The organism is Pseudomonas sp. SH10-3B (genome assembly GCF_019891415.1).
Lineage (GTDB): Bacteria > Pseudomonadota > Gammaproteobacteria > Pseudomonadales > Pseudomonadaceae > Aquipseudomonas.
The window spans coordinates 1-26834 of the sequence record NZ_JAFLXD010000015.1; the positions used below are offsets into that span (position 1 = coordinate 1).

The window sequence follows — 26834 nt, forward strand, 5'->3', positions numbered from 1 at the left end:
GGTAGTGTGGGGTTTCCCCATGTGAGAGTAGGTCATCGTCAAGATTAAATTCCGAAACCCCATTTGCGAAAGCAGATGGGGTTTTGTTTTGCGCGGTCGAAAAGTCCGAAGAGGCGCCTCGGGGTGGCCTTCAATGCTAAAGTTCCGCCTTTCTATGCAATGACCTTGCGCATGGCTATCATGCGTGCCTCATTGTGAGGCGATACTTGCATGCTGACGTTGTTAGAACTTTTGAAAGATGGTCGATTCCATTCCGGAGAGGCACTTGGCGCCGCCCTAGGCGTCAGTCGCAGTGCTGTCTGGAAGCAACTCCAGCACCTTGAAGCCGAATTGAATCTGCCTGTCCATAAGATTCGTGGGAAGGGATATCAATTAGCTTCGCCACTGGTTTTTTTGAGTTCTGAGCAGATTGCGCTGCATGCGCCCTCACTGGCATGGCCTATTCAGATCTACAACTCCATTGACTCGACGAATGCCGAAGCCTTGCGCCTCGTTGGGGGGAAGTGTACGGCCCCGTTTCTGGTGCTTGCGGAGCAGCAGACAGCAGGAAGAGGGCGGCGTGGTCGAAAGTGGGTTAGTCCGTTCGCCCAGAATGTCTATTACAGTCTCTTGTTGCGTGTTGAGGATGGCCTTAGACAGCTGGAGGGCCTGAGTCTAGTTGTGGGCTTGGCGGTCATGCAGGCTCTGCGAGAGTCTGGAGTGCAGGGGGCTGCTTTGAAGTGGCCAAACGACGTGCTGGTAGGGCAGAAGAAAATTGCTGGGGTTTTGCTGGAGCTTGTAGGTGATCCCGCGGATATCTGTCACGTCGTCCTCGGAATAGGTATTAACGTGAATATGCAAAAGGCTGATGAGGTTGATCAGCAATGGACTTCAGTGCAGTTGGAGACGGGCTCTTCTGTTGATCGCAATTCTTTAGTGGCGCGCTTGGGCCTGCAATTGAAAAGCTACTTGGATCGACATAGGTCGCTAGGTTTTGCGGCGTTTCAGGAGGAGTGGGAGAGCGGCCACGCCTGGCAGGGGAAAGCGGTGTCACTCATAGCTGGCGTCAATCAGGTTGATGGGGTGGTGTTGGGTGTCGATGGACACGGTGCCTTGCGTTTAAGTGTCGGTGGTGCTGAAAAAATATACAGTGGTGGTGAGTTAAGCCTGAGGTTGCGTGATGATTCTTGAGCTCGACTGTGGGAATAGCTTTATCAAGTGGCGTGTACTTGATTCGGATCAGGCAGGCGCCTGTGCAGAAGGTGTCGTTAGTTCAGACGTTGCATTAATTGAAAGCCTGGAGGCGCTGCCTGGTTTGTTATTGACGCGTTGTCGGTTGGTCAGTGTTCGTGCTCAGGATGAGACAAGCAATCTGGTTGGGGCGCTAGAGGCGGCTTTTGGTGTGGCTGTGTCCTGTGCTGTTTCTGCGAGAGAAATGGGTGGGGTGCGCAATGGCTACGAAGATTTCGAGCGTCTTGGTCTTGATCGCTGGTTGGCAATGCTGGGCGGATTCAAACTGGCGTCGGGCGCGTGCCTGGTGCTCGACTTTGGCACGGCGGCAACTGCGGATTTTATTGCTGGAGATGGTGCGCATTTAGGCGGGTTCATTTGTCCTGGTATGCCACTTATGCGTAACCAGTTGCGTACACATACACGCAAGATACGTTATGACGATGCTGCTGCCGAAAGGGCGTTAGAGTGCCTGTTGCCGGGTCGTACGACTGTAGAGGCTGTAGAGCGTGGCTGTATGTTGATGCTCAGGGGGTTTGTACTGACCCAGCTCGAACTCGCCCGAAGCTACTGGGGGGATGACTTTACTGTGTTCCTGACCGGCGGCGATGCTGATTTGGTGCAGGATGCAGTGCCGCAGGCTCGCCTGGTGCCTGATTTGGTTTTCGTTGGTCTGGCGATGGCGTGCCCTTTATCTTGAGGTGTTTATGCGTTGGCTGTTTTTGCTTTTACTGATCCTCAACGCCTTCTACTACATATGGCATCAGCAAGAAGTGCCATTGCGCGCTAAAGATGTTACCCCTCTGAGTCTCTACCGAAGCAATCAGCAAGATATTCGCCTGCTGAGTGAGTCCTCAGAGGCCGTGGTTCGCAAGGATCGCGCAAAGGCTGATGCGCAAAATACTTGTTTGTATATTGGTGGTTTTGCAGACCAGCGACAGGCGCAATCTGTCGAGCAGCGTCTCACTAGCCTGGATATAAAGGTCAAGGTTCAGTTGCTGAATACTGCTGATGCCCAGGGTTACTGGCTCCAGGTTGCCCCGGAAAGTCGGCGCGTAGCTGACGATCTGCCCTTTGAAAACCTTGCTAAGGAATTCAATGAGTTAAAACATAAAATAATGCTGTGCGAAGGCATTGCAACTCTCGAATAGTTTGCATAGAATGGCGCCCGCTTCGCAGTGAAGACCTCTAAGGCCTACAGCGTGAAGTGAAGGTCAATGCAGCTAACCTCATATTTTTAATGAGAAAATGCTTGACAGAAGGCTGGCATGATGTAGAATGCCGGCTCGCTTAGGAGGGGTTCCCGAGCGGCCAAAGGGATCAGACTGTAAATCTGACGTCTACGACTTCGAAGGTTCGAATCCTTCCCCCTCCACCATTTTAGCGTGAGCTGCAAGCTCCGCGGGTATAGTTTAGTGGTAGAACCTCAGCCTTCCAAGCTGATGATGCGGGTTCGATTCCCGCTACCCGCTCCAAGTTTGCAGGTTGTGCATGTGTTTCGCTCTTGTAGCTCAGTTGGTAGAGCACACCCTTGGTAAGGGTGAGGTCAGCGGTTCAAATCCGCTCAAGAGCTCCATATAACAAGGCAGATATGAAAATATCTGCCTTTGTTTTAACGGCTGACTCGGCTTGAAGGTTTTTTAGATCGCTTTGTTGTTCGGCGATTTCAGGTCTCTGGGGGTTGGTTGTTGTAAAGTCTTTTTCAGGTCTGCATAATGGTCGGCCTGATTTTGTTTTAGGTCAGTAGCTCAATTGGCAGAGCGACGGTCTCCAAAACCGTAGGTTGGGGGTTCGATTCCCTCCTGACCTGCCAGATTCACGTGGTGTGTCTGGCTTTCTTTTCACAGGATCTTCATAGATGACTCCTAAGGCTGAAGCTCAAAGCTCTCGTTTCGATCTGGTTAAGTGGCTCGCTGTGGTCGCTTTGGTGGTCGTAGGCGTTGTTGGCAATCAGTACTACTCTGCTTCGCCGATCCTGTACCGCGTTCTCGCTTTGCTTGCTCTTGCTGCTGTTGCTGCCTTTGTTGGCCTGCAGACTACCAAGGGTAAGTCTTTCGCAGTCCTGGTAAAGGAAGCTCGCACTGAGATCCGTAAAGTCGTTTGGCCGACTCGCCAAGAAACCACGCAGACCACATTGATTGTCGTGGCGGTTGTGCTGGTTATGGCGTTGCTGTTGTGGGGGCTCGATTCCCTGCTCGGCTGGCTTGTTTCCTTGATTGTTGGCTAAGGGTGTCCCGTGGCTAAGCGTTGGTACGTTGTGCATGCTTACTCGGGTTACGAGAAGCATGTTATGCGCTCTTTGCTGGAGCGCGTAAAGCTGGCAGGCATGGAAGAAGGTTTTGGCGAAATTCTGGTTCCCACTGAAGAAGTGGTTGAAATGCGGAATGGTCAGAAGCGCAAAAGTGAGCGCAAATTCTTCCCTGGCTACGTGCTGGTACAGATGGACATGAATGAAGGTACTTGGCACTTGGTCAAGGACACTCCTCGTGTTATGGGTTTCATCGGCGGTACTGCTGATAAGCCTGCTCCGATCACAGACAAAGAGGCAGAAGCAATTCTGCGTCGTGTCGCCGACGGTAGCGACAAGCCTAAGCCGAAGACGCTGTTCGAGCCGGGTGAGGTTGTTCGTGTCACAGATGGTCCGTTTGCTGATTTCAACGGTACTGTCGAAGAGGTTAACTACGAAAAGAGCCGGATTCAGGTCGCGGTACTCATTTTCGGTCGCTCTACTCCGGTAGAGTTAGAATTCAGCCAGGTCGAGAAGGTCTAGCTGAGTATGCATCCCAACCCCGCAGCCTTAGGCTGTGGGGTTTTGTCGTCACTGGGATAAACGCGCAAGTAACCGGGGAGCCTTTCGAGGCGTTTGAACCCGTAATTGGAGTGCCTCATGGCCAAGAAGATTACCGCTTACATCAAGCTGCAAGTGAAGGCCGCTCAGGCCAACCCAAGCCCACCTGTTGGTCCAGCACTGGGTCAGCACGGCGTGAACATCATGGAGTTCTGCAAGGCCTTCAACGCCCGTACTCAGGGTCTTGAGCCAGGTCTGCCGACTCCAGTGATCATCACTGTATATAGCGACCGTAGCTTCACTTTCGAAACCAAGTCGACCCCGGCTTCGGTTCTGCTGAAGAAAGCTGCTGGCCTGACTAGCGGTTCCGCTCGTCCTAACACCGTTAAGGTTGGCACCGTGACCCGTGCTCAGCTGGAAGAAATCGCGAAAACCAAAAACGCGGATCTGACTGCAGCTGATATGGATGCAGCCGTGCGTACCATCGCCGGTTCTGCTCGTAGCATGGGCCTTAACGTGGAGGGTGTGTAATGGCTAAGCTGACCAAGCGCCAAAAGGCTATCGCTGGCAAAATTGAAGCGGGCAAGTCCTACAATTTCGTAGACGCTGCTGCCTTGCTGACTGAGCTGTCGACTGTCAAGTTCAGCGAGTCCGTTGACGTTGCTGTAAACCTGGGTGTTGACCCGCGTAAATCTGACCAGGTCGTTCGTAGCGCTACTGTGCTGCCACACGGTACTGGTAAGACTGTTCGTGTAGCTGTCTTCACTCAAGGCCCAGCAGCTGAAGCTGCTCTGGCCGCCGGCGCCGATCGCGTTGGTATGGACGACCTGGCTGCCGAAATGAAAGGCGGCGACCTGAACTATGACGTAGTTATCGCCTCCCCGGATGCGATGCGTGTTGTAGGTCAATTGGGTCAGATCCTGGGGCCACGTGGCCTGATGCCTAACCCTAAAGTTGGCACCGTAACGCCAGACGTAGCTACCGCGGTTAAAAACGCCAAGGCTGGTCAGGTTCGTTATCGCACCGACAAAAACGGCATCATTCACACCTCCGTTGGCAAAGTCGGCTTCGACGCCGTCAAGCTGAAGGAAAACGTTGAAGCCCTGATCGCTGATCTGAAGCGTATCAAGCCGGCTTCCTCGAAAGGTATCTACGTCAAGCGCGTTACACTGAGCACCACTATGGGCCCAGGTCTGGTCATCGACCAAGGCTCGCTGGACGTATAAGACACAAATTGGCGCGAGTGATTGCGCCAGTTGAAAAATTGGGGTCCCTGCCTGGCGGGGGCTATCCAAGACCGTAGGCGACGCAAGTCTTAAACCATCAAGCCTACGCAGATGGTGCTCCCGGTTCCTTACCGAATCAGACACCAAAACGACATCCGGCTTCGGCCAGATGAAACGGTAACAAGCAGGAGTTAAACCCGTGGCAATTAATCTCGAAGACAAGAAGGCCATCGTCGCTGAAGTCAACGAGGCTGCCAAAGCTGCTCTGTCCGCTGTCGTGGCTGATGCCCGTGGTGTGACAGTAGGCGCTATGACCGGACTCCGTAAAGAGGCTCGTGAAGCTGGCGTATACGTACGTGTTGTACGTAACACCCTGCTCAAACGCGCCGTTGCTGACACTGAATACAGTGTCCTCAACGACGTGTTCACCGGCCCGACTCTGATCGCGTTCTCCAAAGATCATCCAGGCGCTGCTGCCCGTTTGTTCAAAGAATTCGCCAAGAGTCAGGATAAGTTCGAGATCAAGGCAGCTGCGTTCGAGGGCAAGTTCCTCGCAGCTAACCAAATCGACGTACTGGCAACACTGCCGACCCGCAACGAAGCCATTTCGCAGCTGATGAGCGTGATTCAAGGCGCTACCAGCAAGCTGGCTCGTACTCTGGCTGCAGTTCGCGAGCAAAAAGAAGCTGCCGCAGCCTAAGGCTGAGCAATTTCTCTCGCGTATTTTTGTTTATTTCGATGGCCGCGTAGGCCGTCCCCCAATTCAGGAAATACAGCAATGTCTATCTCCCAAGACGATATCCTCAACGCCGTAGCTGAAATGTCGGTTCTGCAGGTTGTTGAGCTGATCAAAGCTTTCGAAGAAAAATTCGGCGTTTCCGCTGCCGCTGCTTCCGCTGGCCCAGCTGCTGCTGCTGCCGTTGTTGAAGAGCAAACCGAATTCAACGTCATGCTGCTGGAAGCTGGCGAGAAGAAAGTTAACGTGATCAAGGCAGTACGTGAACTGACCGGTCTGGGCCTGAAAGAAGCCAAGGCTGTAGTTGACGGCGCTCCTGCTATGGTTCTGGAAGCAGTGACCAAAGATGCAGGCGACAAAGCCAAAGCAACTCTGGAAGAAGCAGGCGCTAAAGTCGAGCTGAAGTAAGCATCGACCTTGCGTCTCCAGCCCAAGCGTTAAGCTGAAGGCTGATGGCTGGTGGCTCTTGCCACCGGCCTTTTTCCGTTCTTGGCTGTCGACTCGGTCGCCGCCATTAACGCGCTGTAGCCACCCGATGCGGTGGTGCAAACCATGGGGTTTGCAAGATTTTCTGGCTGCTCCCGTCGGGAGGGCCAAACAAGCAGGTGACCAAGCTGGGGAACGCTGATGGCTTACTCATATACTGAGAAAAAACGTATCCGCAAGGACTTTAGCAAGTTGCCGGACGTCATGGATGTCCCGTACCTTCTGGCTATCCAGCTGGATTCGTATCGTGAATTCTTGCAGGCGGGAGCGACCAAAGATCAGTTCCGCGACGTGGGCCTGCATGCGGCCTTCAAATCCGTTTTCCCGATCATCAGCTACTCCGGCAATGCTGCGCTGGAGTACGTCGGTTATCGCCTGGGCGAACCGGCATTTGATGTCAAAGAATGCGTGTTGCGCGGTGTTACGTACGCCGTACCTTTGCGGGTTAAAGTCCGTCTGATCATTTTCGACAAAGAGTCGTCGAACAAAGCGATCAAGGACATCAAAGAGCAAGAAGTCTACATGGGCGAAATCCCATTGATGACTGAGAACGGTACCTTCGTTATCAACGGTACCGAGCGTGTTATCGTTTCCCAGCTGCACCGTTCCCCGGGCGTGTTCTTCGACCACGACCGCGGTAAGACGCACAGCTCCGGCAAGCTCCTGTACTCCGCACGGATTATTCCGTACCGCGGTTCGTGGTTGGACTTCGAGTTCGATCCGAAAGACTGCGTGTTCGTGCGTATCGACCGTCGTCGTAAGCTGCCGGCTTCGGTACTGCTGCGCGCGCTCGGCTACACCACTGAGCAAGTCCTGGACGCGTTCTACACCACCAACGTATTCAGCCTGAAGGATGAAACCCTCAGCCTGGAACTGATTGCATCGCGTCTGCGTGGTGAAATTGCCGTCCTAGACATCCAGGATGAAAAGGGCAAGGTCATTGTTGAAGCGGGTCGTCGTATTACTGCGCGCCACATCAACCAGATCGAAAAAGCAGGTATCAAGTCGCTGGACGTGCCTCTGGACTACGTCCTGGGTCGCACGACCGCCAAGGTCATTGTTCACCCGGCTACAGGCGAAATCCTGGCTGAGTGCAACACCGAGCTGAACACCGAGATCCTGGCGAAAATCGCCAAGGCTCAGGTTGTTCGGATCGAGACCCTGTACACCAACGATATCGACTGTGGTCCGTTCGTCTCCGACACCCTGAAGATCGACTCCACCAGCAACCAATTGGAAGCGCTGGTCGAGATCTATCGCATGATGCGTCCTGGCGAGCCACCAACCAAAGACGCTGCCGAAACCCTGTTCAACAACCTGTTCTTCAGCCCTGAGCGCTACGACCTGTCTGCGGTCGGCCGGATGAAGTTCAACCGTCGTATCGGTCGTACCGAGATCGAAGGTTCGGGCGTGCTGTGCAAGGAAGACATCGTTGCGGTCCTGAAGACCCTGGTCGACATCCGTAACGGCAAAGGCATCGTCGATGACATCGACCACCTGGGTAACCGTCGTGTTCGCTGTGTAGGCGAAATGGCCGAGAACCAGTTCCGCGTTGGCCTGGTGCGTGTTGAGCGTGCGGTCAAAGAGCGTCTGTCGATGGCCGAAAGCGAAGGCCTGATGCCGCAAGACCTGATCAACGCCAAGCCAGTGGCTGCTGCGGTGAAAGAGTTCTTCGGTTCCAGCCAGCTCTCGCAGTTCATGGACCAGAACAACCCGCTCTCCGAGATCACCCACAAGCGCCGTGTTTCCGCACTGGGCCCGGGCGGTCTGACCCGTGAGCGTGCTGGCTTTGAAGTGCGTGACGTACACCCGACTCACTACGGTCGTGTATGTCCAATCGAAACGCCGGAAGGTCCGAACATTGGTCTGATCAACTCCCTGGCCGCCTATGCGCGCACCAACCAGTATGGCTTCCTTGAGAGCCCGTACCGTGTGGTGAAAGACGCCCTGGTCACCGACGAGATCGTGTTCCTGTCCGCCATCGAAGAAGCTGATCACGTGATCGCTCAGGCTTCGGCCACGATGAACGACAAGAAAGTCCTGATCGACGAGCTGGTAGCTGTTCGTCACTTGAACGAGTTCACCGTCAAGGCGCCGGAAGACGTCACCTTGATGGACGTATCGCCGAAGCAGGTAGTTTCGGTCGCTGCGTCGCTGATCCCGTTCCTGGAACACGATGACGCCAACCGTGCGTTGATGGGTTCCAACATGCAGCGTCAAGCTGTACCGACCCTGCGTGCTGACAAGCCGCTGGTAGGTACCGGCATGGAGCGTAACGTAGCCCGTGACTCCGGCGTTTGTGTCGTAGCTCGTCGTGGCGGCGTGATCGATTCCGTTGATGCCAGCCGTATCGTGGTTCGTGTTGCTGATGATGAAGTTGAAACCGGTGAAGCCGGTGTCGACATCTACAACCTGACCAAATACACCCGCTCGAACCAGAACACTTGCATCAACCAGCGTCCGCTGGTGCGTAAGGGTGATCGCGTTCAGCGCAGCGACATCATGGCTGACGGTCCGTCCACCGATATGGGTGAGCTGGCTCTGGGTCAGAACATGCGCATCGCGTTCATGGCATGGAATGGCTTCAACTTCGAAGACTCCATCTGCCTGTCCGAGCGTGTGGTTCAAGAAGATCGCTTCACCACGATCCACATTCAGGAACTGACCTGTGTGGCACGTGACACCAAGCTTGGGCCAGAGGAAATCACTGCAGACATCCCGAACGTGGGTGAAGCTGCACTGAACAAGCTGGACGAAGCCGGTATCGTTTACGTAGGTGCTGAAGTTGGTGCAGGCGACATCCTGGTTGGTAAGGTCACTCCGAAAGGCGAGACCCAACTGACTCCGGAAGAGAAACTGCTGCGTGCCATCTTCGGTGAGAAAGCCAGCGACGTTAAAGACACCTCCCTGCGTGTACCTACCGGTACCAAGGGTACTGTCATCGACGTACAGGTCTTCACCCGTGACGGCGTCGAGCGTGATGCTCGTGCACTGTCCATCGAGAAGACCCAACTCGACGAGATCCGCAAGGACCTGAACGAAGAGTTCCGTATCGTTGAAGGCGCGACCTTCGAACGTCTGCGCTCCGCTTTGGTAGGCCACAAGGCTGAAGGCGGCGCAGGTCTGAAGAAAGGTCAGGACATCACCGACGAAATCCTCGACGGTCTTGAGCACGGCCAGTGGTTCAAGCTGCGCATGGCTGAAGATGCTCTTAACGAGCAGCTCGAGAAGGCCCAGGCCTATATCGTTGATCGTCGCCGTCTGCTGGACGACAAGTTCGAAGACAAGAAGCGCAAACTGCAGCAGGGCGATGACCTGGCTCCAGGCGTGCTGAAAATCGTCAAGGTTTACCTGGCAATCCGTCGCCGCATCCAGCCGGGCGACAAGATGGCCGGTCGTCACGGTAACAAAGGTGTGGTCTCCGTGATCATGCCGGTTGAAGACATGCCGCACGATGCCAATGGCACCCCGGTCGACGTCGTCCTCAACCCGTTGGGCGTACCTTCGCGTATGAACGTTGGTCAGATCCTTGAAACCCACCTTGGCCTCGCGGCTAAAGGTCTGGGCGAGAAGATCAACCGTATGATCGAAGAGCAGCGCAAGGTTGCTGACCTGCGTAAGTTCCTGCACGAGATCTACAACGAGATCGGCGGTCGTAAGGAAGAGCTGGATACCTTCTCCGACCAGGAAATCCTGGATCTGGCGAAGAACCTGCGCGGCGGCGTTCCAATGGCTACCCCGGTGTTCGACGGTGCCAAGGAAAGCGAAATCAAGGCCATGCTGAAACTGGCAGACCTGCCAGAAAGCGGCCAGATGCAGCTGTTCGACGGCCGTACCGGCAACAAGTTCGAGCGCCCGGTTACTGTTGGCTACATGTACATGCTGAAGCTGAACCACTTGGTAGACGACAAGATGCACGCTCGTTCTACCGGTTCGTACAGCCTGGTTACCCAGCAGCCGCTGGGTGGTAAGGCTCAGTTCGGTGGTCAGCGTTTCGGGGAGATGGAGGTCTGGGCACTGGAAGCATACGGTGCTGCTTACACTCTGCAAGAAATGCTCACAGTGAAGTCGGACGATGTGAACGGTCGGACCAAGATGTACAAAAACATCGTGGACGGCGATCACCGTATGGAGCCGGGCATGCCCGAGTCCTTCAACGTGTTGATCAAAGAAATTCGTTCCCTCGGCATCGATATCGATCTGGAAACCGAATAACACGTGACGCGAATCGAGAGCGGGGCCGTTTGGCCCGCTCTCTGCTCCGCCAGGAGGAAAGGCCTTGAAAGACCTACTGAATTTGCTGAAAAACCAGGGTCAAGTCGAAGAGTTCGACGCCATCCGTATTGGATTGGCATCGCCTGAGATGATCCGTTCGTGGTCGTTCGGTGAAGTTAAAAAGCCGGAAACCATCAACTACCGTACGTTCAAACCTGAACGTGACGGCCTGTTCTGCGCCAAAATTTTTGGCCCGGTAAAGGATTACGAGTGCCTGTGCGGTAAGTACAAGCGCTTGAAGCACCGTGGTGTGATCTGCGAGAAGTGCGGCGTTGAAGTTGCGCTGGCCAAGGTTCGTCGTGAGCGCATGGCGCACATTGAGCTGGCTTCGCCGGTTGCCCACATCTGGTTCCTGAAATCGCTGCCGTCCCGTATCGGCTTGCTGATGGACATGACCCTGCGTGATATCGAGCGCGTTCTCTACTTCGAGAGCTATGTCGTTATCGATCCAGGCATGACCACCCTTGAAAAGGGGCAGCTGCTGAATGACGAGCAGTATTTCGAAGCGCTGGAAGAGTTCGGTGATGATTTCGATGCCCGCATGGGTGCCGAAGCTGTCCGCGAACTGCTGCACGCTATTGACCTGGAACACGAGATTGGTCGTCTGCGCGAAGAAATTCCGCAAACCAACTCCGAAACCAAGATCAAGAAGCTGTCCAAGCGTCTGAAGTTGATGGAAGCCTTCCAGGGTTCCGGCAACCTGCCAGAGTGGATGGTGCTGACCGTTCTGCCGGTTCTGCCGCCAGATCTGCGTCCGCTGGTACCGTTGGATGGTGGTCGTTTCGCGACCTCCGACCTCAACGACCTGTACCGCCGTGTGATCAACCGTAACAACCGCTTGAAGCGCCTGCTCGACCTGTCCGCTCCGGACATCATCGTGCGCAACGAAAAGCGTATGTTGCAGGAAGCTGTCGATGCCCTGCTCGACAACGGTCGTCGTGGCCGCGCTATTACCGGTTCCAACAAGCGTCCTCTGAAATCCTTGGCTGACATGATCAAGGGTAAGCAAGGTCGTTTCCGTCAGAACTTGCTCGGTAAGCGTGTTGACTACTCTGGTCGTTCGGTAATTACCGTAGGCCCGACCCTGCGTCTGCACCAGTGCGGTCTGCCTAAGAAGATGGCACTTGAGCTGTTCAAGCCATTCATCTTCGGCAAGCTGGAAATGCGCGGTCTCGCGACCACCATCAAAGCGGCCAAGAAAATGGTCGAGCGCGAACTGCCAGAGGTTTGGGACGTTCTCGCTGAAGTGATTCGCGAACACCCGGTTCTCCTCAACCGTGCACCGACCCTTCACCGTCTGGGTATCCAGGCGTTTGAACCGGTACTGATCGAAGGTAAGGCTATCCAGCTGCACCCTCTGGTCTGTGCTGCGTACAACGCCGACTTCGACGGCGACCAAATGGCCGTGCACGTACCGCTGACACTGGAAGCCCAGTTGGAAGCGCGTGCGTTGATGATGTCGACCAACAACATTCTGTCGCCAGCCAACGGTGAGCCAATCATCGTTCCGTCGCAGGACGTTGTATTGGGTCTGTACTACATGACCCGTGAGGCGATCAACGCCAAAGGCGAAGGTCGTGTGTTCGCTGACCTGCAGGAAGTTGACCGTGTGTTCCGTGCCGGCGAAGCCGCACTGCACGCCAAGGTCAAGGTGCGCATCAACGAAACGGTCAACGACCGTGACGGCGGCAGCGTGAGCGGCACTCGTATTGTCGACACCACCGTTGGCCGTGCGCTGTTGTATCAGGTTGTGCCAAAAGGCCTGTCGTACGACGTCGTCAACCTGCCGATGAAGAAAAAGGCGATCTCCAAGCTGATCAACCAATGCTATCGCGTGGTTGGTCTGAAAGAGACCGTGATCTTCGCTGACCAGTTGATGTACACCGGTTTTGCCTATTCGACTATTTCCGGCGTTTCCATCGGTGTTAACGACTTCGTTATCCCTGATGAAAAAGCTCGCATCATCAGTGCTGCTACTGATGAAGTGAAAGAGATCGAAAGCCAGTACGCCTCGGGCCTGGTAACACAGGGCGAGAAGTACAACAAAGTGATCGACCTTTGGTCCAAGGCCAACGACGAAGTTTCCAAGGCGATGATGGCCAACCTCTCGAAAGAGAAGGTCATCGACCGTCACGGCGTCGAAGTTGACCAGGAGTCCTTCAACTCGATGTACATGATGGCCGACTCGGGCGCACGGGGTTCTGCTGCGCAGATCCGTCAGCTCGCCGGTATGCGTGGCCTGATGGCCAAGCCGGACGGTTCCATCATTGAAACGCCGATTACTGCGAACTTCCGTGAAGGTTTGAGCGTACTCCAGTACTTCATCTCCACTCACGGTGCTCGTAAAGGTCTGGCGGATACCGCGTTGAAAACCGCTAACTCCGGTTACCTGACTCGTCGTCTGGTAGACGTTGCGCAAGATCTGGTTGTAACCGAGATCGATTGCGGCACCGAGCACGGCCTGCTGATGACTCCGCACATTGAAGGCGGTGACGTTGTAGAGCCACTGGGTGAGCGCGTATTGGGCCGTGTTATTGCCCGTGACGTATTCAAGCCAGGCACCGAGGAAATTATCGTTCCTGCCGGCACCCTGGTTGACGAGAAGTGGGTCGAGTTCATCGAACTCAACAGCATCGACGAAGTGATCGTTCGCTCCCCGATCAGCTGCGAAACCCGCTACGGCATTTGCGCCAAGTGCTACGGTCGTGACTTGGCCCGTGGTCACCAGGTGAACATCGGTGAAGCGGTCGGCGTTATTGCCGCCCAGTCCATCGGTGAGCCGGGTACCCAGCTGACCATGCGTACGTTCCACATCGGTGGTGCGGCAAGCCGGACCTCCGCAGCCGACAGCGTTCAGGTGAAGAATGGCGGTACTGTCCGCCTGCACAACCTGAAGCACGTTGAGCGAGTGGATGGTCACCTAGTTGCTGTGTCGCGTTCCGGTGAGCTGGCAATCGCTGATGACTACGGTCGTGAGCGTGAGCGTTACAAGCTGCCGTACGGTGCTGTGATTTCGGTTAAAGAAGGTGACAAGGTCGACGCTGGCGCAATCGTGGCCAAGTGGGATCCGCACACTCACCCAATCGTTACCGAAATGAAAGGTACCGTGACCTACGTGGGCATGGAAGAAGGCATCACGATCAAGCGTCAGACTGACGAATTGACCGGTATGACCAACATTGAAGTACTCGACGCGAAAGATCGTCCAGCTGCCGGTAAAGACATCCGTCCTGCCGTGAAGATGGTCGATGACAACGGCAAGGATCTGTTGCTGCCAGGCACTGACGTAATCGCTCAGTACTTCCTGCCAGCCAACGCCCTGGTCGGTGTAGCGGATGGTGCGAAGATCGCGATCGGTGATGTTATCGCGCGTATCCCGCAAGAAACTTCGAAGACCCGTGACATCACCGGTGGTTTGCCGCGTGTTGCCGACTTGTTCGAAGCTCGTCGTCCGAAAGAAGCGTCGATTCTGGCTGAAGTGAGCGGCACCATCGCGTTCGGTAAAGAGACTAAGGGCAAGCGCCGTTTGGTCATTACCCCGAACGACGGTACCGATCCGTACGAAGAGCTGATTCCAAAGTGGCGTCACCTGAACGTGTTCGAAGGCGAACAGGTAAACCGCGGCGAAGTTATCTCCGACGGCCCGAGCGATCCACACGATATCCTGCGTCTGCTGGGTGTGAGTGCGCTGGCCAAGTACATCGTTAACGAGATCCAGGACGTTTACCGCCTGCAAGGCGTGAAGATCAACGATAAGCACATCGAGACCATCCTGCGTCAGATGCTGCGTAAAGTTGAAATCGCTGAATCCGGCGATTCCAGTTTCATCAAGGGCGACCAGATGGAACTGACTCACGTGCTGGTGGAAAACGAGCGTCTGGCTGGCGACGAGAAATTCGTTTCCAAGTTCACTCGCGTACTGCTGGGTATCACCAAGGCGTCGTTGTCCACTGAGTCGTTCATCTCGGCGGCCTCCTTCCAGGAGACCACTCGCGTACTGACCGAAGCAGCGGTAACCGGCAAGCGCGATTACCTGCGCGGCCTGAAAGAGAACGTGGTCGTGGGTCGTCTGATCCCGGCTGGTACCGGTTTGGCTTACCACAGCGAGCGTAAGCGTCGCCGTGATGCTGACAAGCCGTTGCGCGTAAGCGCCAGTGAAGTGGAAGCTGCACTGACCGAAGCGCTGAACTCTAGCGGTAACTGAGTTCTGCGATAAATAAGTCCGGGCCCTGGCAGCCCCATTCGTCGGATCGAGGCTATTTTGCCCTGCTTCGACGAGAGGGGAGGTCGGGGCCTTGCCTTGACTGGGGGCAAGATCCTCTTTAGACTCTTGTACCCCTAAATTTGGCGGGAATTCGTTCCTGCCATTTTGCTTTTCTTGCAAGACAATAGCGTCGCAAGACAACAGTGGAGCTAGTAGATGGCAACTATCAACCAGCTGGTACGTCAGCCGCGTAAGCGTATCGTCGAGAAATCCGACGTGCCTGCGCTGCAGAACTGCCCGCAACGTCGTGGCGTATGCACTCGTGTGTATACCACCACGCCGAAAAAACCTAACTCGGCACTGCGTAAAGTATGCCGTGTGCGTCTGACCAACGGTTTCGAGGTTTCCTCGTACATCGGCGGTGAAGGCCACAACCTGCAAGAGCACAGCGTGGTACTGATCCGTGGCGGTCGTGTAAAAGACTTGCCAGGTGTTCGTTATCACACCGTACGCGGCTCCTTGGATACTTCCGGCGTTAAAGGTCGTAACCAGGGTCGTTCGAAGTACGGTACCAAGAAGCCTAAGTAGTAGCGGCTTTTTGTAAAACTGAATCATCTTATTTTCTGAGTCGATAAGAGTAAGGTCGGAGGCGTCCCGAAAGGGCACCGATTCCGAGCGAACCTGAAGACCGTTTGAGGGCTTATCCATGCCAAGAAGACGCGTAGCAGCCAAGCGCGAAGTGCTTGACGATCCAAAATACGGAAGCCAAATTCTGGCCAAGTTCATGAACCACGTGATGGAAAGCGGCAAGAAAGCCGTTGCCGAGCGTATCGTTTATGGCGCGCTGGAAAAGGTTAAAGAACGCAAGAACAGCGACCCCCTGGAAATCTTCGAGAAAGCTCTCGACGCCATCGCTCCGCTGGTCGAAGTGAAGTCGCGCCGTGTAGGCGGTGCTACTTACCAGGTTCCGGTCGAAGTTCGCCCGTCCCGTCGTAACGCTCTGGCAATGCGCTGGTTGGTAGACTTCGCCCGTAAGCGCGGCGAGAAGTCTATGGCTCTGCGTTTGGCCGGCGAACTGTTGGACGCTGCTGAAGGTAAAGGTGCTGCTGTTAAGAAGCGTGAAGACGTGCACCGTATGGCTGAAGCTAACAAAGCTTTCTCGCACTACCGCTTCTAATCTTAGCTTCACTAATTTTGCGAGGGCTTTATGGCTCGTACTACTCCGATTAGCCGCTACCGTAACATCGGTATCGTTGCTCACGTGGATGCTGGTAAAACCACCACCACTGAGCGCGTACTGTTTTACACCGGCAAAAGTCACAAAATGGGCGAGGTGCATGATGGCGCCGCGACCACAGACTGGATGGTTCAGGAGCAGGAGCGTGGTATTACCATTACTTCTGCTGCTATTACCGCCTTCTGGAAAGGTTCCGAGAAGCAGTACAAAGATGAGCACCGCTTCAACGTTATCGATACCCCAGGCCACGTAGACTTCACTATTGAAGTTGAGCGTTCCCTGCGTGTACTCGACGGCGCTGTCGTTGTGTTCTGCGGTACCTCGGGTGTCGAGCCTCAGTCGGAAACCGTATGGCGTCAAGCCAACAAATACGGCGTTCCACGTCTTGTTTATGTAAACAAGATGGACCGTGCTGGTGCCAACTTCCTGCGCGTGATCGGTCAGATCAAGCAGCGTCTGGGTCATACTCCGGTGCCAATCCAGTTGGCTATCGGTTCCGAAGACAACTTCCAGGGTCAGATCGACCTGATCAACATGGAAGCGGTCTACTGGAATGATGCTGACAAAGGTATGGTTCCTGTTCGCAAGCCTATCCCTGCAGAGTTGCAGGAACTGGCTGACGAGTGGCGCAACAACATGGTTGAGGCTGCTGCCGAAGCCAGCGAAGAGCTGATGAACAAGTACCTCGAAGGTGAAGAACTCACCAACGTGGAAATCAAGGCCGCTCTGCGTCAGCGTACTATTGCTGGTGAGATCGTCTTGGCTGTTTGCGGTTCTTCCTTCAAGAACAAGGGTGTTCCCCTGGTTCTCGACGCCGTGATCGACTACCTGCCTGCTCCAACCGACATTCCTGCTATCAAGGGTACTAACCCTGATAACGAGGAAGAAGAGATGGAGCGTCATGCTGACGACAGCGAGCCGTTCTCGGCTCTGGCGTTCAAGATCGCTACCGACCCATTCGTGGGTACTTTGACCTTCGTCCGCGTTTACTCGGGCGTGTTGGCCTCCGGCGACGGCGTGATCAACTCGGTCAAAGGCAAGAAAGAGCGTGTGGGTCGTATGGTGCAAATGCACGCAAACGCCCGTGAAGAGATCAAGGAAGTGCGCGCTGGTGACATCGCGGCCCTGATCGGCATGAAGGACGTCACCACTGGTGAGACTTTGTGCGACGCTGCCAAGCCAATCATCCTGGTTCGCATGGACTTCCCGGAGCCGGTTATTTCGGTTGCCGTAGAGCCTAAGACCAAGGATGACCAGGAAAAAATGGGTATCGCTCTGGGCAAGCTTGCTCAGGAAGATCCATCTTTCCGCGTCAAGACTGATGAAGAGACTGGTCAAACGATCATCTCTGGCATGGGCGAGTTGCACCTGGACATCCTGGTTGACCGGATGCGCCGCGAGTTCAACGTCGAAGCCAACATCGGTAAGCCTCAGGTTTCCTATCGTGAGCGCATCACGAAGAACTGCGAAATCGAAGGCAAGTTCGTTCGTCAATCCGGCGGTCGTGGTCAGTTCGGTCACTGCTGGATCCGTTTTGCTCCTGCTGACGAAGGTCAGGAAGGTCTGCAATTCGTGAACGAAGTAGTGGGTGGTGTTGTTCCTAAGGAATACATCCCTGCTATCCAGAAGGGTATCGAAGAGCAGATGAAGAACGGTGTTGTTGCCGGCTATCCGCTGATCGGCCTGAAAGCAACCGTTTTTGACGGTTCTTACCACGACGTCGACTCCAACGAGATGGCGTTTAAGGTGGCTGCTTCCATGGCAACCAAGCAACTGGCCCAGAAGGGCGGTGGTGAGTTGCTTGAGCCAATCATGGCGGTAGAAGTTGTTACACCTGAAGACTATATGGGTGATGTCATGGGCGACCTTAACCGTCGTCGCGGCATGATCTTGGGTATGGAAGACACGGTTTCCGGCAAAGTGATTCGCGCCGAGGTTCCGTTGGGTGAGATGTTCGGTTATGCGACCGACGTTCGCTCCATGTCCCAGGGTCGCGCAAGCTACTCTATGGAATTCAAAAAATACAACACAGCTCCGGCGCACATCGCTGAAACTGTATCCAAAAAACAAGGCTGATTCAGTCCTTTAGGCAAGGAGTTAATTGTCGTGGCTAAAGAAAAATTTGATCGTTCCCTACCGCACGTCAACGTTGGCACTATCGGTCACGTTGACCACGGTAAAACCACTCTGACCGCAGCACTGACTCGCGTCTGCTCCGAAGTTTTCGGTTCCGCAGTCGTTGATTTCGATAAAATCGACAGCGCTCCAGAAGAAAAAGCTCGTGGTATCACCATCAACACCGCGCACGTCGAGTACAACTCGAAGATTCGTCACTACGCTCACGTTGACTGCCCAGGTCACGCTGACTATGTGAAGAACATGATCACTGGTGCTGCCCAGATGGACGGCGCGATCCTGGTTTGCTCGGCCGCTGATGGTCCGATGCCACAAACCCGTGAGCACATCCTGCTGTCCCGTCAGGTAGGCGTTCCGTACATCGTGGTTTTCCTGAACAAGGCTGACCTGGTAGACGACGCTGAGCTGCTGGAACTGGTTGAGATGGAAGTGCGCGATCTGCTGAGCACTTACGACTTCCCGGGCGACGACACTCCGATCATCATCGGTTCTGCTCGTATGGCGCTGGAAGGCAAAGACGACAACGAAATGGGCACCACTGCCGTTCGTAAACTGGTTGAAACTCTGGACAGCTACATCCCAGAACCAGTTCGTCTGACTGACAAGCCGTTCCTGATGCCAATCGAAGACGTATTCTCGATCTCCGGTCGTGGTACTGTTGTGACTGGTCGTATCGAGCGCGGTATCGTTCGCGTTCAAGATGCGCTGGAAATCGTTGGTCTGCGTGACACCACCAACACTGTCTGCACTGGTGTTGAAATGTTCCGCAAGCTGCTCGACGAAGGTCGTGCTGGCGAGAACTGCGGCGTTCTGCTGCGTGGTACCAAGCGTGACGACGTTGAGCGTGGCCAAGTTCTGGTTAAGCCAGGTTCGGTTAAGCCGCACACCAAGTTCACCGCAGAAGTTTACGTTCTGAGCAAGGAAGAAGGCGGTCGTCACACTCCGTTCTTCAAAGGCTACCGTCCACAGTTCTACTTCCGTACTACTGACGTGACTGGTAACTGCCAGCTGCCAGAAGGCGTTGAAATGGTAATGCCAGGCGATAACATCCAAATGGAAGTTACCCTGATCAAAACCATCGCAATGGAAGACGGTCTGCGCTTCGCTATTCGTGAAGGCGGCCGTACCGTTGGTGCTGGTGTTGTAGCTAAAATCATCGAGTAAGCGTCTCTTCTGAGATAGCTTCGATGCTTTGAAAAGCCCCCGCTCAGCGGGGGCTTTTTTATTGGGTTGACACCTATCTGGGGCGTCTATAGAATTGCGCCTCCTTTTAACGGGCGTATTGCGCTCGCTGGGAATAGCAGCCGGAGTCTGAAATCCAATGCAAAATCAGCAAATCCGTATCAGGTTGAAGGCTTTTGACCATCGCCTGATCGACCAATCCACCCAGGAAATCGTGGAAACCGCGAAACGTACTGGTGCTCAAGTGCGTGGTCCAATTCCACTGCCTACCCGTAAAGAGCGGTTCACCGTTCTGGTCTCCCCGCACGTCAACAAAGACGCGCGTGACCAGTACGAGATCCGTACTCATAAGCGCGTACTGGACATCGTCCAGCCAACGGATAAAACCGTTGATGCACTTATGAAGCTCGATCTGGCGGCCGGTGTGGAAGTACAGATCAGCCTCGGCTAAGACTCGGGTCTTAGTCGTGTAACGCTCTGAAATGGGCGGCCATAGCGGGTGAAAGCCCCGTACACTCATGAGGTTTACAACATGGCTACCAATAAAATTGGTGTAGTCGGTCGTAAATGCGGTATGACCCGTATTTTCACCGAAGAAGGTGTCTCGATTCCGGTAACGGTTATTGAGATCGAACCAAATCGTGTCTCTCAGTTTAAAACTGAAGAAACCGATGGCTATCGTGCAGTGCAAGTCACTGTCGGCGAGCGTCGTGCTTCGCGTGTGACAGCTGCTCAGGCAGGTCACTTCGCAAAAGCAAACGTTGCAGCTGGTCGTACTGTTCTGGAGTTCCGTCTTGCTGATGGCGACTACCAGGCTGGCGATCTGATCAGCGCTGAAATCTTCGCCGCTGGTCAACTGGTTGATGTAACCGGTCAGTCCAAGGGTAAAGGCTTCCAGGGTACGATCAAGCGTTGGAATTTCCGTGGTCAAGACAACACTCACGGTAACTCCGTTTCCCACCGCGTCCCGGGCTCTATTGGCCAGTGCCAGACTCCTGGTCGTGTATTCAAGGGCAAAAAAATGTCCGGTCATATGGGCGCTGAGCGCGTGACCGTGCAGTCCCTCGAAGTAGTGCGCGTCGACGCTGAACGCAATCTGTTGTTGGTCAAGGGTGCTGTTCCTGGCGCTACTGGCGGCAACCTGGTTGTACGTCCAGCGGCCAAGGCTCGCGGTTAAGGGGAAGCTGACATGCAATTAAATGTAAATGACGCTCAAGCGATCGAAGTTTCCGAACTGACATTTGGCGGCGAATTCAACGAGACGCTGGTTCACCAAGCAGTCGTGGCCTACATGGCCGGCGGCCGTCAAGGTAGCAAGCAGCAAAAGACCCGTTCCGACGTTCGTGGTGGCGGTAAGCGCCCTTGGCGTCAGAAAGGTACTGGCCGTGCTCGTGCCGGTACTATCCGTAGCCCAATCTGGCGCGGCGGCGGTACCACTTTCGCAGCTCGTCCACAGGATCACTCTCAGAAGCTCAACAAGAAGATGTATCGCGCAGCACTGCGCTCCATCCTTGCTGAACTCGTGCGTACTGATCGTCTGGTCGTGGTTCAGGACTTCGCTGTTGAAAGTCCAAAAACCAAAGATCTGCTGGGCAAGCTGAACAACATGAGCCTGACCGACGTTTTGATCGTGTCTGAAGCTGTTGATCAGAACCTGTACCTGGCTGCTCGCAACCTGCCACACGTTGATGTACGTGACGTGCAAGGTTCCGATCCAGTTAGTCTGATCGCATACGACAAGGTGTTGATCACCGTGTCGGCCGTGAAGAAATTCGAGGAGCTGCTGGGATGAACCAGGAACGCGTATTTAAAGTTCTGCTTGGCCCGCACGTTTCCGAAAAGGCTACGGTTCTGGCTGACAAGAAAGGCCAGTTCGTTTTCAAGGTTGCAACTGACGCAACCAAGCTGGAAATCAAGAAGGCCGTCGAAAGCCTGTTCAGCGTGAAAGTTGAGCGTGTTACTACCCTGAATGTTCTGGGTAAGAGCAAGCGCACTGCTCGCGGTCTGGGCAAGCGTAATGACTGGAAGAAGGCAGTTATCTCCCTTCAACCAGGCCAAGATCTCGATTTCAGCAGCAGTGCTGAGTAAGGAAGGGGTGCATCATGGCAATCGTTAAATGCAAACCGACTTCCCCTGGCCGCCGTTTTGTGGTCAAGGTGGTCAACCAGGAGCTGCATAAAGGCGCTCCTCACGCACCGCTGCTCGAGAAGAAATCGAAGACTGGTGGTCGTAACAACAATGGTCGTATTACCACTCGTCACATCGGTGGTGGCCATAAGCAGCATTATCGTCTGGTCGACTTCCGTCGCAACGACAAAGATGGCATCGCTGCCACTGTCGAGCGTATCGAATACGATCCAAACCGTACTGCTCACATCGCTCTGCTGTTGTACGCAGATGGCGAGCGTCGCTATATCATCGCGCCTAAAGGCGTGAGTGCTGGCGACCAGCTGATCGCAGGTGCTTTGGCACCGATCAAGCCGGGCAACGCTCTGCAACTGCGTAACATTCCAGTTGGTAGCACCGTACACGGCATCGAATTGAAGCCAGGTAAAGGCGCGCAAATCGCTCGTTCCGCTGGTGCTTCGGCTCAGCTGATCGCTCGTGAAGGTGTCTACGTGACCCTGCGTCTGCGTTCTGGTGAGATGCGTAAAGTGCTGGCTGAATGCCGCGCGACCCTGGGTGAGGTCTCGAACTCCGAGCACAGCCTGCGTTCGCTGGGTAAAGCTGGTGCCAAACGCTGGCGTGGCGTTCGCCCAACCGTTCGTGGTGTTGCCATGAACCCGGTTGACCACCCACACGGTGGTGGTGAAGGTCGTACCTCTGGTGGTCGTCATCCGGTATCGCCATGGGGCTTCCCGACTAAGGGCGCGAAGACTCGTGGTAATAAGCGTACCGACAAAATGATCGTCCGTCGTCGCAAGTAAATAGAGGGATACGACAGTGCCACGTTCTCTGAAAAAAGGTCCTTTTATTGATCTTCACCTACTGAAGAAGATCGAAGTGGCGGCGGAAAAGAACGATCGCAAACCAGTTAAGACCTGGTCGCGTCGTTCGATGATCCTGCCACAAATGGTCGGTCTGACCATCGCTGTACACAACGGTCGTCTGCACGTCCCAGTTCTCGTTAACGAAGACATGGTCGGCCACAAACTAGGCGAGTTTGCCGGTACCCGCACTTATCGTGGGCACGTGGCAGACAAGAAAGCCAAGCGTTAAGGGGTAAGGAAATGGAAGTAGCCGCTAAGTTGTCGGGCGCTCGAATCTCCGCCCAGAAAGCCCGCTTGGTCGCCGACCAGATCCGCGGGAAGAAGGTGGGCGAAGCGCTCAACCTGTTGGCTTTCAGCAGTAAGAAAGCCGCCGAGATCATGAAGAAAGTGCTGGAGTCGGCCGTAGCCAACGCCGAGCATAACGAAGGCGCAGACGTTGATGACCTGAAGGTCAGCACCGTTTTCGTCAACGAAGGGCGTTCGCTGAAGCGAATCATGCCACGTGCCAAAGGCCGTGCTGATCGCATCGTCAAGCGGTCTTGCCATATCACTGTCAAGGTTGCTGACAAGTAACGGAGTCGAAGAGATGGGTCAGAAAGTACATCCCATTGGCATTCGCCTGGGAATCGTCAAGGAGCACACCTCCGTCTGGTACGCAGACGGTCGGACTTATGCGGACTATTTGTTCGCTGATCTGAAGGTGCGTGAGTATCTCCAAGACAAACTAAAAAGCGCGTCCGTAAGCCGTATCGATATCCATCGTCCGGCACAAACTGCACGTATCACCATCCACACCGCTCGTCCAGGTATCGTTATCGGGAAGAAAGGTGAAGATGTTGAGAAACTGCGTCAGGACCTGACCAAGCAAATGGGTGTGCCTGTGCACATCAATATCGAAGAGATCCGTAAGCCGGAGCTCGACGGTATGCTGGTTGCGCAGAGCGTAGCTCAGCAGCTGGAGCGTCGCGTAATGTTCCGTCGCGCTATGAAGCGTGCCGTACAGAACGCCATGCGCATTGGTGCCAAAGGCATCAAAATCCAAGTGAGCGGTCGTCTCGGCGGTGCTGAAATCGCACGTACTGAATGGTATCGCGAAGGTCGTGTGCCACTGCACACCCTGCGTGCCGACATCGACTATGCCAACTACGAAGCTCACACCACTTACGGTGTGATCGGTGTAAAGGTTTGGATCTTCAAAGGCGAAGTAATTGGTGGTCGCCAAGAAGAACTGAAACCACAAGCACCAGCGCCTCGTAAAAAAGCTGCTAAGTAAGGGGTACGCCAAATGTTGCAACCAAAGCGTACGAAGTTCCGCAAGCAGATGACAGGCCACAACCGTGGTCTGGCTCAGCGCGGTAGCAAAGTCAGCTTCGGCGAGTTCGCGCTGAAGTCTGTAGCTCGTGGTCGTCTCACCGCTCGTCAGATCGAGTCAGCGCGTCGTGCACTGACCCGCCACGTAAAACGTGGCGGCAAAATCTGGATCCGTGTATTCCCGGACAAGCCGATCTCCAAAAAGCCTCTTGAGGTTCGGATGGGTAAAGGTAAGGGTAACGTGGAATACTGGGTAGCCCAGATTCAGCCAGGCAAAGTCCTGTATGAAATCGAGGGTGTAACTGAAGAGCTGGCGCGTGAGGCTTTTGCCCTGGCTGCTGCAAAGCTGCCGCTCGCCACCGCCTTTGTTAAACGGACGGTGATGTGATGAAAGCGAATGAACTTCGTGAAAAATCCGCACAGCAGCTGAACGAGCAACTGCTCGGCCTGCTGCGCGACCAGTTCAATCTGCGTATGCAGAAAGCAACTGGCCAGTTGGGGCAGTCTCATCTGCTCTCGCAAGTTAAGCGTGACATCGCTCGCGTGAAGACTGTGCTCAACCAGCAGGCAGGTAAGTGATCATGGCTGAAGCCGAAAAGACTGTCCGTACGCTGACTGGCCGTGTTGTCAGCGACAAGATGGACAAAACCATCACCGTTTTGATCGAGCGTCGCGTTAAGCACCCGATCTACGGTAAATATGTTAAGCGTTCGACTAAGCTGCACGCGCACGACGAAACCAATCAGTGCCACATCGGCGACAAAGTCACTATTCGTGAAACTCGTCCGCTGGCCAAGACCAAGTCTTGGGCATTGGTTGATGTTCTCGAACGCGCTGTGGAAGTCTAAGGACTAGGGGTCGGAGAAATTATATGATTCAGACTCAATCCATGCTCGATGTGGCCGATAACAGCGGCGCTCGCCGTGTTATGTGCATCAAGGTGCTGGGTGGCTCCCATCGTCGTTACGCTGGTATCGGTGACATCATCAAGGTTACCGTGAAGGAAGCAATTCCTCGCGGTAAGGTGAAAAAAGGCCAAGTGATGACTGCTGTTGTAGTCCGCACTCGTCACGGCGTACGCCGTGCAGATGGCTCCATTATCCGCTTTGATGGCAACGCTGCTGTTCTTCTGAACAACAAGCAAGAGCCGATCGGCACCCGTATCTTTGGGCCAGTGACCCGTGAACTTCGTACTGAGAAGTTCATGAAGATCGTCTCGCTCGCCCCAGAAGTGCTGTAAGGAGATCCGACATGCAAAAGATTCGTCGTGACGACGAGATCATCGTGATCGCCGGCAAAGACAAAGGTAAGCGCGGTAAGGTGCTGAAGGTTCTCGCTGACGACCGTCTGGTTGTTGGTGGTCTGAACCTGGTCAAGCGCCATACCAAGCCTAACCCTGCGTCGGGCGTACAAGGCGGTATCGTCGAAAAAGAAGCGCCACTGCACGCTTCTAACGTCGCCATCTTCAACGGCGAAACCAACAAGGCTGACCGCGTTGGTTTCAAAGTAGAAGACGGTAAGAAAATTCGTGTCTTCAAGTCGACCCAAAAAGCGGTTGATGCTTGAACACTGCTAGGTAGATAAGACCATGGCACGACTACAAGAGATTTACCGGAAGGAAATCGCCCCCAAGCTTAAGGAAGAACTTAAGCTCGGGAACGTGATGGAAGTTCCGCGCGTTACCAAAATCACCCTGAACATGGGTCTGGGCGAAGCGATCGGCGACAAAAAAGTCATCGAGCACGCTGTTGCTGACCTGGAAAAGATCACCGGTCAAAAAGTCGTTGTGACTTACGCTCGGAAATCCATCGCTGGCTTTAAAGTCCGTGAAGGTTGGCCGATCGGCGTCAAAGTGACTCTGCGCCGTGAGCGTATGTATGAATTCCTGGATCGTCTGCTGTCGATCTCCCTGCCTCGGGTTCGCGACTTCCGCGGCCTGAATGCCAAGTCCTTCGATGGTCGTGGTAACTACAGCATGGGCGTGAAAGAGCAGATCATCTTCCCGGAAATCGACTACGACAAGATCGATGCTCTCCGCGGTCTGGACATCACCCTGACCACCACTGCTAAGAACGATGATGAAGGTCGCGCCCTGTTGCGTGCTTTCAAATTCCCGTTCCGCAACTGATTGGAGTAGGACCATGGCCAAGATGAGCATGAAAAACCGCGAGCTGAAGCGTCAGCTCACGGTTGCCAAGTACGCCAAGAAGCGTGCAGCACTGAAAGCAATCATCGTTGATCTGAACGCAAGTCCAGAAGCGCGTTGGGAAGCTACAGTAGCCCTGCAGAAGCAGCCACGTGACGCAAGCGCTTCGCGCATGCGTAACCGCTGCCGCCTGACCGGTCGTCCACACGGCGTTTACCGCAAGTTCGGCCTCGGCCGTAACAAACTGCGTGAAGCGGCAATGCGTGGTGACGTACCTGGTCTGGTTAAAGCCAGCTGGTAAGTACTTTCAGCGTCCAGGTGGTCTGAATCGCAAGATCCTGACCGCCGGTGACCTTGAATCTGGAACAAGCCCCTTTTGGGGCTTGTTTCATTTCCGGAGTGTGTCTAAAATACGCGGCTCGCCTGAGCCCGTGTTTTTTACCCGGAGATTCTCAGCGACATATGTAGCCGCAAGGCTAATTTTTTTGTATTAGGAGCGTCTAGCCCATGAGTATGCAGGACCCGTTAGCGGACATGCTAACTCGTATCCGTAATGCCCAGATGGCTGAAAAGTCCGTCGTAAGCATGCCATCTTCCAAGTTGAAGGTTGCTGTTGCCAAAGTCCTGAAAGACGAAGGCTACATTGCGGGTTATCAGATCAGCAGCGAAATCAAACCACTGCTGTCCATCGAGCTGAAGTACTTCGAAGGCCGTTCGGTCATCGAGGAAGTGAAGCGCGTTAGCCGTCCAGGCCTGCGTCAGTACAAGTCCGCTGAAGATCTGCCGAAAGTTCGTGGCGGTCTGGGCGTGTCTATCGTCTCCACCAACAAAGGTGTGATGACGGATCGTGCTGCGCGCGCTGCCGGTGTCGGCGGCGAAGTTCTTTGCACTGTGTTCTAAGGGGGGAT

The 26834-nt window shown here is 54.6% G+C and carries 31 protein-coding genes and 4 tRNA genes; all 35 read left to right on the forward strand.

Going from position 1 to position 26834, the window contains the following annotated elements:
- Positions 1–210 precede the first annotated feature (210 nt).
- The 35 genes from birA (at position 211) to rpsH (ending at position 26826) form a co-directional block, all read left to right on the forward strand.
- Positions 211–1170 carry a bifunctional biotin--[acetyl-CoA-carboxylase] ligase/biotin operon repressor BirA gene (gene birA, locus J1G35_RS13445; RefSeq protein ID WP_223015197.1) on the forward strand — a complete coding sequence of 320 codons (960 nt, stop codon included), beginning with the start codon at positions 211–213 and terminating at the stop codon, positions 1168–1170.
- Positions 1160–1909, forward strand: a complete 750-nt coding sequence (locus tag J1G35_RS13450) for a pantothenate kinase (RefSeq protein WP_223015198.1) — start codon at positions 1160–1162, stop codon at positions 1907–1909. Before birA ends, J1G35_RS13450 begins: the two co-directional genes overlap by 11 nt.
- Positions 1910–1916: 7 nt before the next feature.
- Complete coding sequence (locus J1G35_RS13455) at positions 1917–2360, forward strand: hypothetical protein (protein WP_053138321.1); 444 nt, start codon at positions 1917–1919, stop codon at positions 2358–2360.
- Positions 2361–2502: 142 nt separating this feature from the next.
- Positions 2503–2587 (forward strand) — tRNA-Tyr (locus J1G35_RS13460).
- Between the two features lie 23 nt (positions 2588–2610).
- Positions 2611–2684 (forward strand) — tRNA-Gly (locus tag J1G35_RS13465).
- A 25-nt stretch (positions 2685–2709) separates the two neighbouring features.
- Positions 2710–2785 (forward strand) — tRNA-Thr (locus tag J1G35_RS13470).
- 161 nt (positions 2786–2946) lie between these two features.
- Positions 2947–3022, forward strand: a tRNA-Trp gene (locus tag J1G35_RS13475).
- 45 nt (positions 3023–3067) lie between these two features.
- Positions 3068–3436: a preprotein translocase subunit SecE gene (gene secE / locus J1G35_RS13480; protein WP_053138319.1), complete on the forward strand. Its 369-nt coding sequence runs from the start codon at positions 3068–3070 to the stop codon at positions 3434–3436.
- Positions 3437–3445: 9 nt separating this feature from the next.
- Positions 3446–3979: a transcription termination/antitermination protein NusG gene (gene nusG, locus J1G35_RS13485; protein ID WP_053138316.1), complete on the forward strand. Its 534-nt coding sequence runs from the start codon at positions 3446–3448 to the stop codon at positions 3977–3979.
- Positions 3980–4096: 117 nt separating this feature from the next.
- Positions 4097–4528, forward strand: coding sequence for a 50S ribosomal protein L11 (gene rplK / locus J1G35_RS13490; RefSeq protein ID WP_003176435.1), 432 nt, complete (start codon positions 4097–4099; stop codon positions 4526–4528).
- Complete coding sequence (rplA, locus tag J1G35_RS13495) at positions 4528–5223, forward strand: 50S ribosomal protein L1 (RefSeq protein ID WP_003176434.1); 696 nt, start codon at positions 4528–4530, stop codon at positions 5221–5223. Before rplK ends, rplA begins: the two co-directional genes overlap by 1 nt.
- Positions 5224–5422: 199 nt before the next feature.
- Positions 5423–5923 carry a 50S ribosomal protein L10 gene (gene rplJ / locus J1G35_RS13500; protein ID WP_003176433.1) on the forward strand — a complete coding sequence of 167 codons (501 nt, stop codon included), beginning with the start codon at positions 5423–5425 and terminating at the stop codon, positions 5921–5923.
- A 78-nt stretch (positions 5924–6001) separates the two neighbouring features.
- Positions 6002–6367, forward strand: a complete 366-nt coding sequence (gene rplL / locus J1G35_RS13505) for a 50S ribosomal protein L7/L12 (protein WP_053138313.1) — start codon at positions 6002–6004, stop codon at positions 6365–6367.
- A gap of 219 nt (positions 6368–6586) precedes the next feature.
- Positions 6587–10660, forward strand: coding sequence for a DNA-directed RNA polymerase subunit beta (gene rpoB / locus J1G35_RS13510; RefSeq protein ID WP_053138310.1), 4074 nt, complete (start codon positions 6587–6589; stop codon positions 10658–10660).
- Positions 10661–10724: 64 nt separating this feature from the next.
- Positions 10725–14924, forward strand: coding sequence for a DNA-directed RNA polymerase subunit beta' (rpoC, locus tag J1G35_RS13515; RefSeq protein WP_053138307.1), 4200 nt, complete (start codon positions 10725–10727; stop codon positions 14922–14924).
- A 216-nt stretch (positions 14925–15140) separates the two neighbouring features.
- Complete coding sequence (rpsL, locus tag J1G35_RS13520) at positions 15141–15512, forward strand: 30S ribosomal protein S12 (protein WP_002555494.1); 372 nt, start codon at positions 15141–15143, stop codon at positions 15510–15512.
- 118 nt (positions 15513–15630) lie between these two features.
- Positions 15631–16101: a 30S ribosomal protein S7 gene (gene rpsG, locus J1G35_RS13525; protein WP_002555493.1), complete on the forward strand. Its 471-nt coding sequence runs from the start codon at positions 15631–15633 to the stop codon at positions 16099–16101.
- Between the two features lie 30 nt (positions 16102–16131).
- Positions 16132–18237, forward strand: a complete 2106-nt coding sequence (fusA, locus tag J1G35_RS13530) for an elongation factor G (RefSeq protein ID WP_003210087.1) — start codon at positions 16132–16134, stop codon at positions 18235–18237.
- A 30-nt stretch (positions 18238–18267) separates the two neighbouring features.
- The gene (gene tuf / locus J1G35_RS13535; protein WP_027605166.1) at positions 18268–19461 is read left to right on the forward strand and encodes an elongation factor Tu; all 1194 of its coding nucleotides are present in this window, start codon (positions 18268–18270) and stop codon (positions 19459–19461) included.
- Positions 19462–19618: 157 nt separating this feature from the next.
- Positions 19619–19930 carry a 30S ribosomal protein S10 gene (rpsJ, locus tag J1G35_RS13540; protein WP_003186070.1) on the forward strand — a complete coding sequence of 104 codons (312 nt, stop codon included), beginning with the start codon at positions 19619–19621 and terminating at the stop codon, positions 19928–19930.
- Positions 19931–20011: 81 nt separating this feature from the next.
- Positions 20012–20656 (forward strand): 50S ribosomal protein L3, encoded by a 645-nt coding sequence (rplC, locus tag J1G35_RS13545; protein WP_053138304.1) that lies wholly within the window; start codon positions 20012–20014, stop codon positions 20654–20656.
- 12 nt (positions 20657–20668) lie between these two features.
- A complete protein-coding gene (rplD, locus tag J1G35_RS13550) occupies positions 20669–21271 on the forward strand; it encodes a 50S ribosomal protein L4 (protein ID WP_003176424.1) in 603 nt (200 codons plus the stop codon).
- Positions 21268–21567: a 50S ribosomal protein L23 gene (gene rplW, locus J1G35_RS13555; protein ID WP_002555488.1), complete on the forward strand. Its 300-nt coding sequence runs from the start codon at positions 21268–21270 to the stop codon at positions 21565–21567. The genes rplD and rplW overlap by 4 nt, the downstream gene beginning before the upstream one ends.
- A gap of 14 nt (positions 21568–21581) precedes the next feature.
- Positions 21582–22406, forward strand: coding sequence for a 50S ribosomal protein L2 (gene rplB / locus J1G35_RS13560; RefSeq protein WP_003210080.1), 825 nt, complete (start codon positions 21582–21584; stop codon positions 22404–22406).
- 16 nt (positions 22407–22422) lie between these two features.
- A complete protein-coding gene (rpsS, locus tag J1G35_RS13565) occupies positions 22423–22698 on the forward strand; it encodes a 30S ribosomal protein S19 (RefSeq protein ID WP_003232420.1) in 276 nt (91 codons plus the stop codon).
- A gap of 11 nt (positions 22699–22709) precedes the next feature.
- Positions 22710–23042, forward strand: coding sequence for a 50S ribosomal protein L22 (rplV, locus tag J1G35_RS13570; RefSeq protein WP_003103908.1), 333 nt, complete (start codon positions 22710–22712; stop codon positions 23040–23042).
- Between the two features lie 13 nt (positions 23043–23055).
- Positions 23056–23742, forward strand: coding sequence for a 30S ribosomal protein S3 (gene rpsC / locus J1G35_RS13575; RefSeq protein WP_003176422.1), 687 nt, complete (start codon positions 23056–23058; stop codon positions 23740–23742).
- A 12-nt stretch (positions 23743–23754) separates the two neighbouring features.
- The gene (rplP, locus tag J1G35_RS13580; protein ID WP_003232424.1) at positions 23755–24168 is read left to right on the forward strand and encodes a 50S ribosomal protein L16; all 414 of its coding nucleotides are present in this window, start codon (positions 23755–23757) and stop codon (positions 24166–24168) included.
- Positions 24168–24359, forward strand: a complete 192-nt coding sequence (gene rpmC, locus J1G35_RS13585; RefSeq protein WP_002555481.1) for a 50S ribosomal protein L29 — start codon at positions 24168–24170, stop codon at positions 24357–24359. Before rplP ends, rpmC begins: the two co-directional genes overlap by 1 nt.
- Positions 24360–24361: 2 nt before the next feature.
- Positions 24362–24628 (forward strand): 30S ribosomal protein S17, encoded by a 267-nt coding sequence (gene rpsQ, locus J1G35_RS13590; RefSeq protein WP_003176419.1) that lies wholly within the window; start codon positions 24362–24364, stop codon positions 24626–24628.
- A 23-nt stretch (positions 24629–24651) separates the two neighbouring features.
- Positions 24652–25020 (forward strand): 50S ribosomal protein L14, encoded by a 369-nt coding sequence (rplN, locus tag J1G35_RS13595; RefSeq protein WP_002555479.1) that lies wholly within the window; start codon positions 24652–24654, stop codon positions 25018–25020.
- 11 nt (positions 25021–25031) lie between these two features.
- The gene (gene rplX / locus J1G35_RS13600; protein ID WP_033059465.1) at positions 25032–25346 is read left to right on the forward strand and encodes a 50S ribosomal protein L24; all 315 of its coding nucleotides are present in this window, start codon (positions 25032–25034) and stop codon (positions 25344–25346) included.
- A 22-nt stretch (positions 25347–25368) separates the two neighbouring features.
- Complete coding sequence (gene rplE / locus J1G35_RS13605; protein WP_003194642.1) at positions 25369–25908, forward strand: 50S ribosomal protein L5; 540 nt, start codon at positions 25369–25371, stop codon at positions 25906–25908.
- A gap of 13 nt (positions 25909–25921) precedes the next feature.
- On the forward strand, positions 25922–26227 hold the full coding sequence (gene rpsN / locus J1G35_RS13610) for a 30S ribosomal protein S14 (RefSeq protein WP_003176414.1): 306 nt from the start codon (positions 25922–25924) through the stop codon (positions 26225–26227).
- A 206-nt stretch (positions 26228–26433) separates the two neighbouring features.
- Complete coding sequence (gene rpsH, locus J1G35_RS13615) at positions 26434–26826, forward strand: 30S ribosomal protein S8 (RefSeq protein ID WP_003176413.1); 393 nt, start codon at positions 26434–26436, stop codon at positions 26824–26826.
- Positions 26827–26834 lie beyond the last annotated feature (8 nt).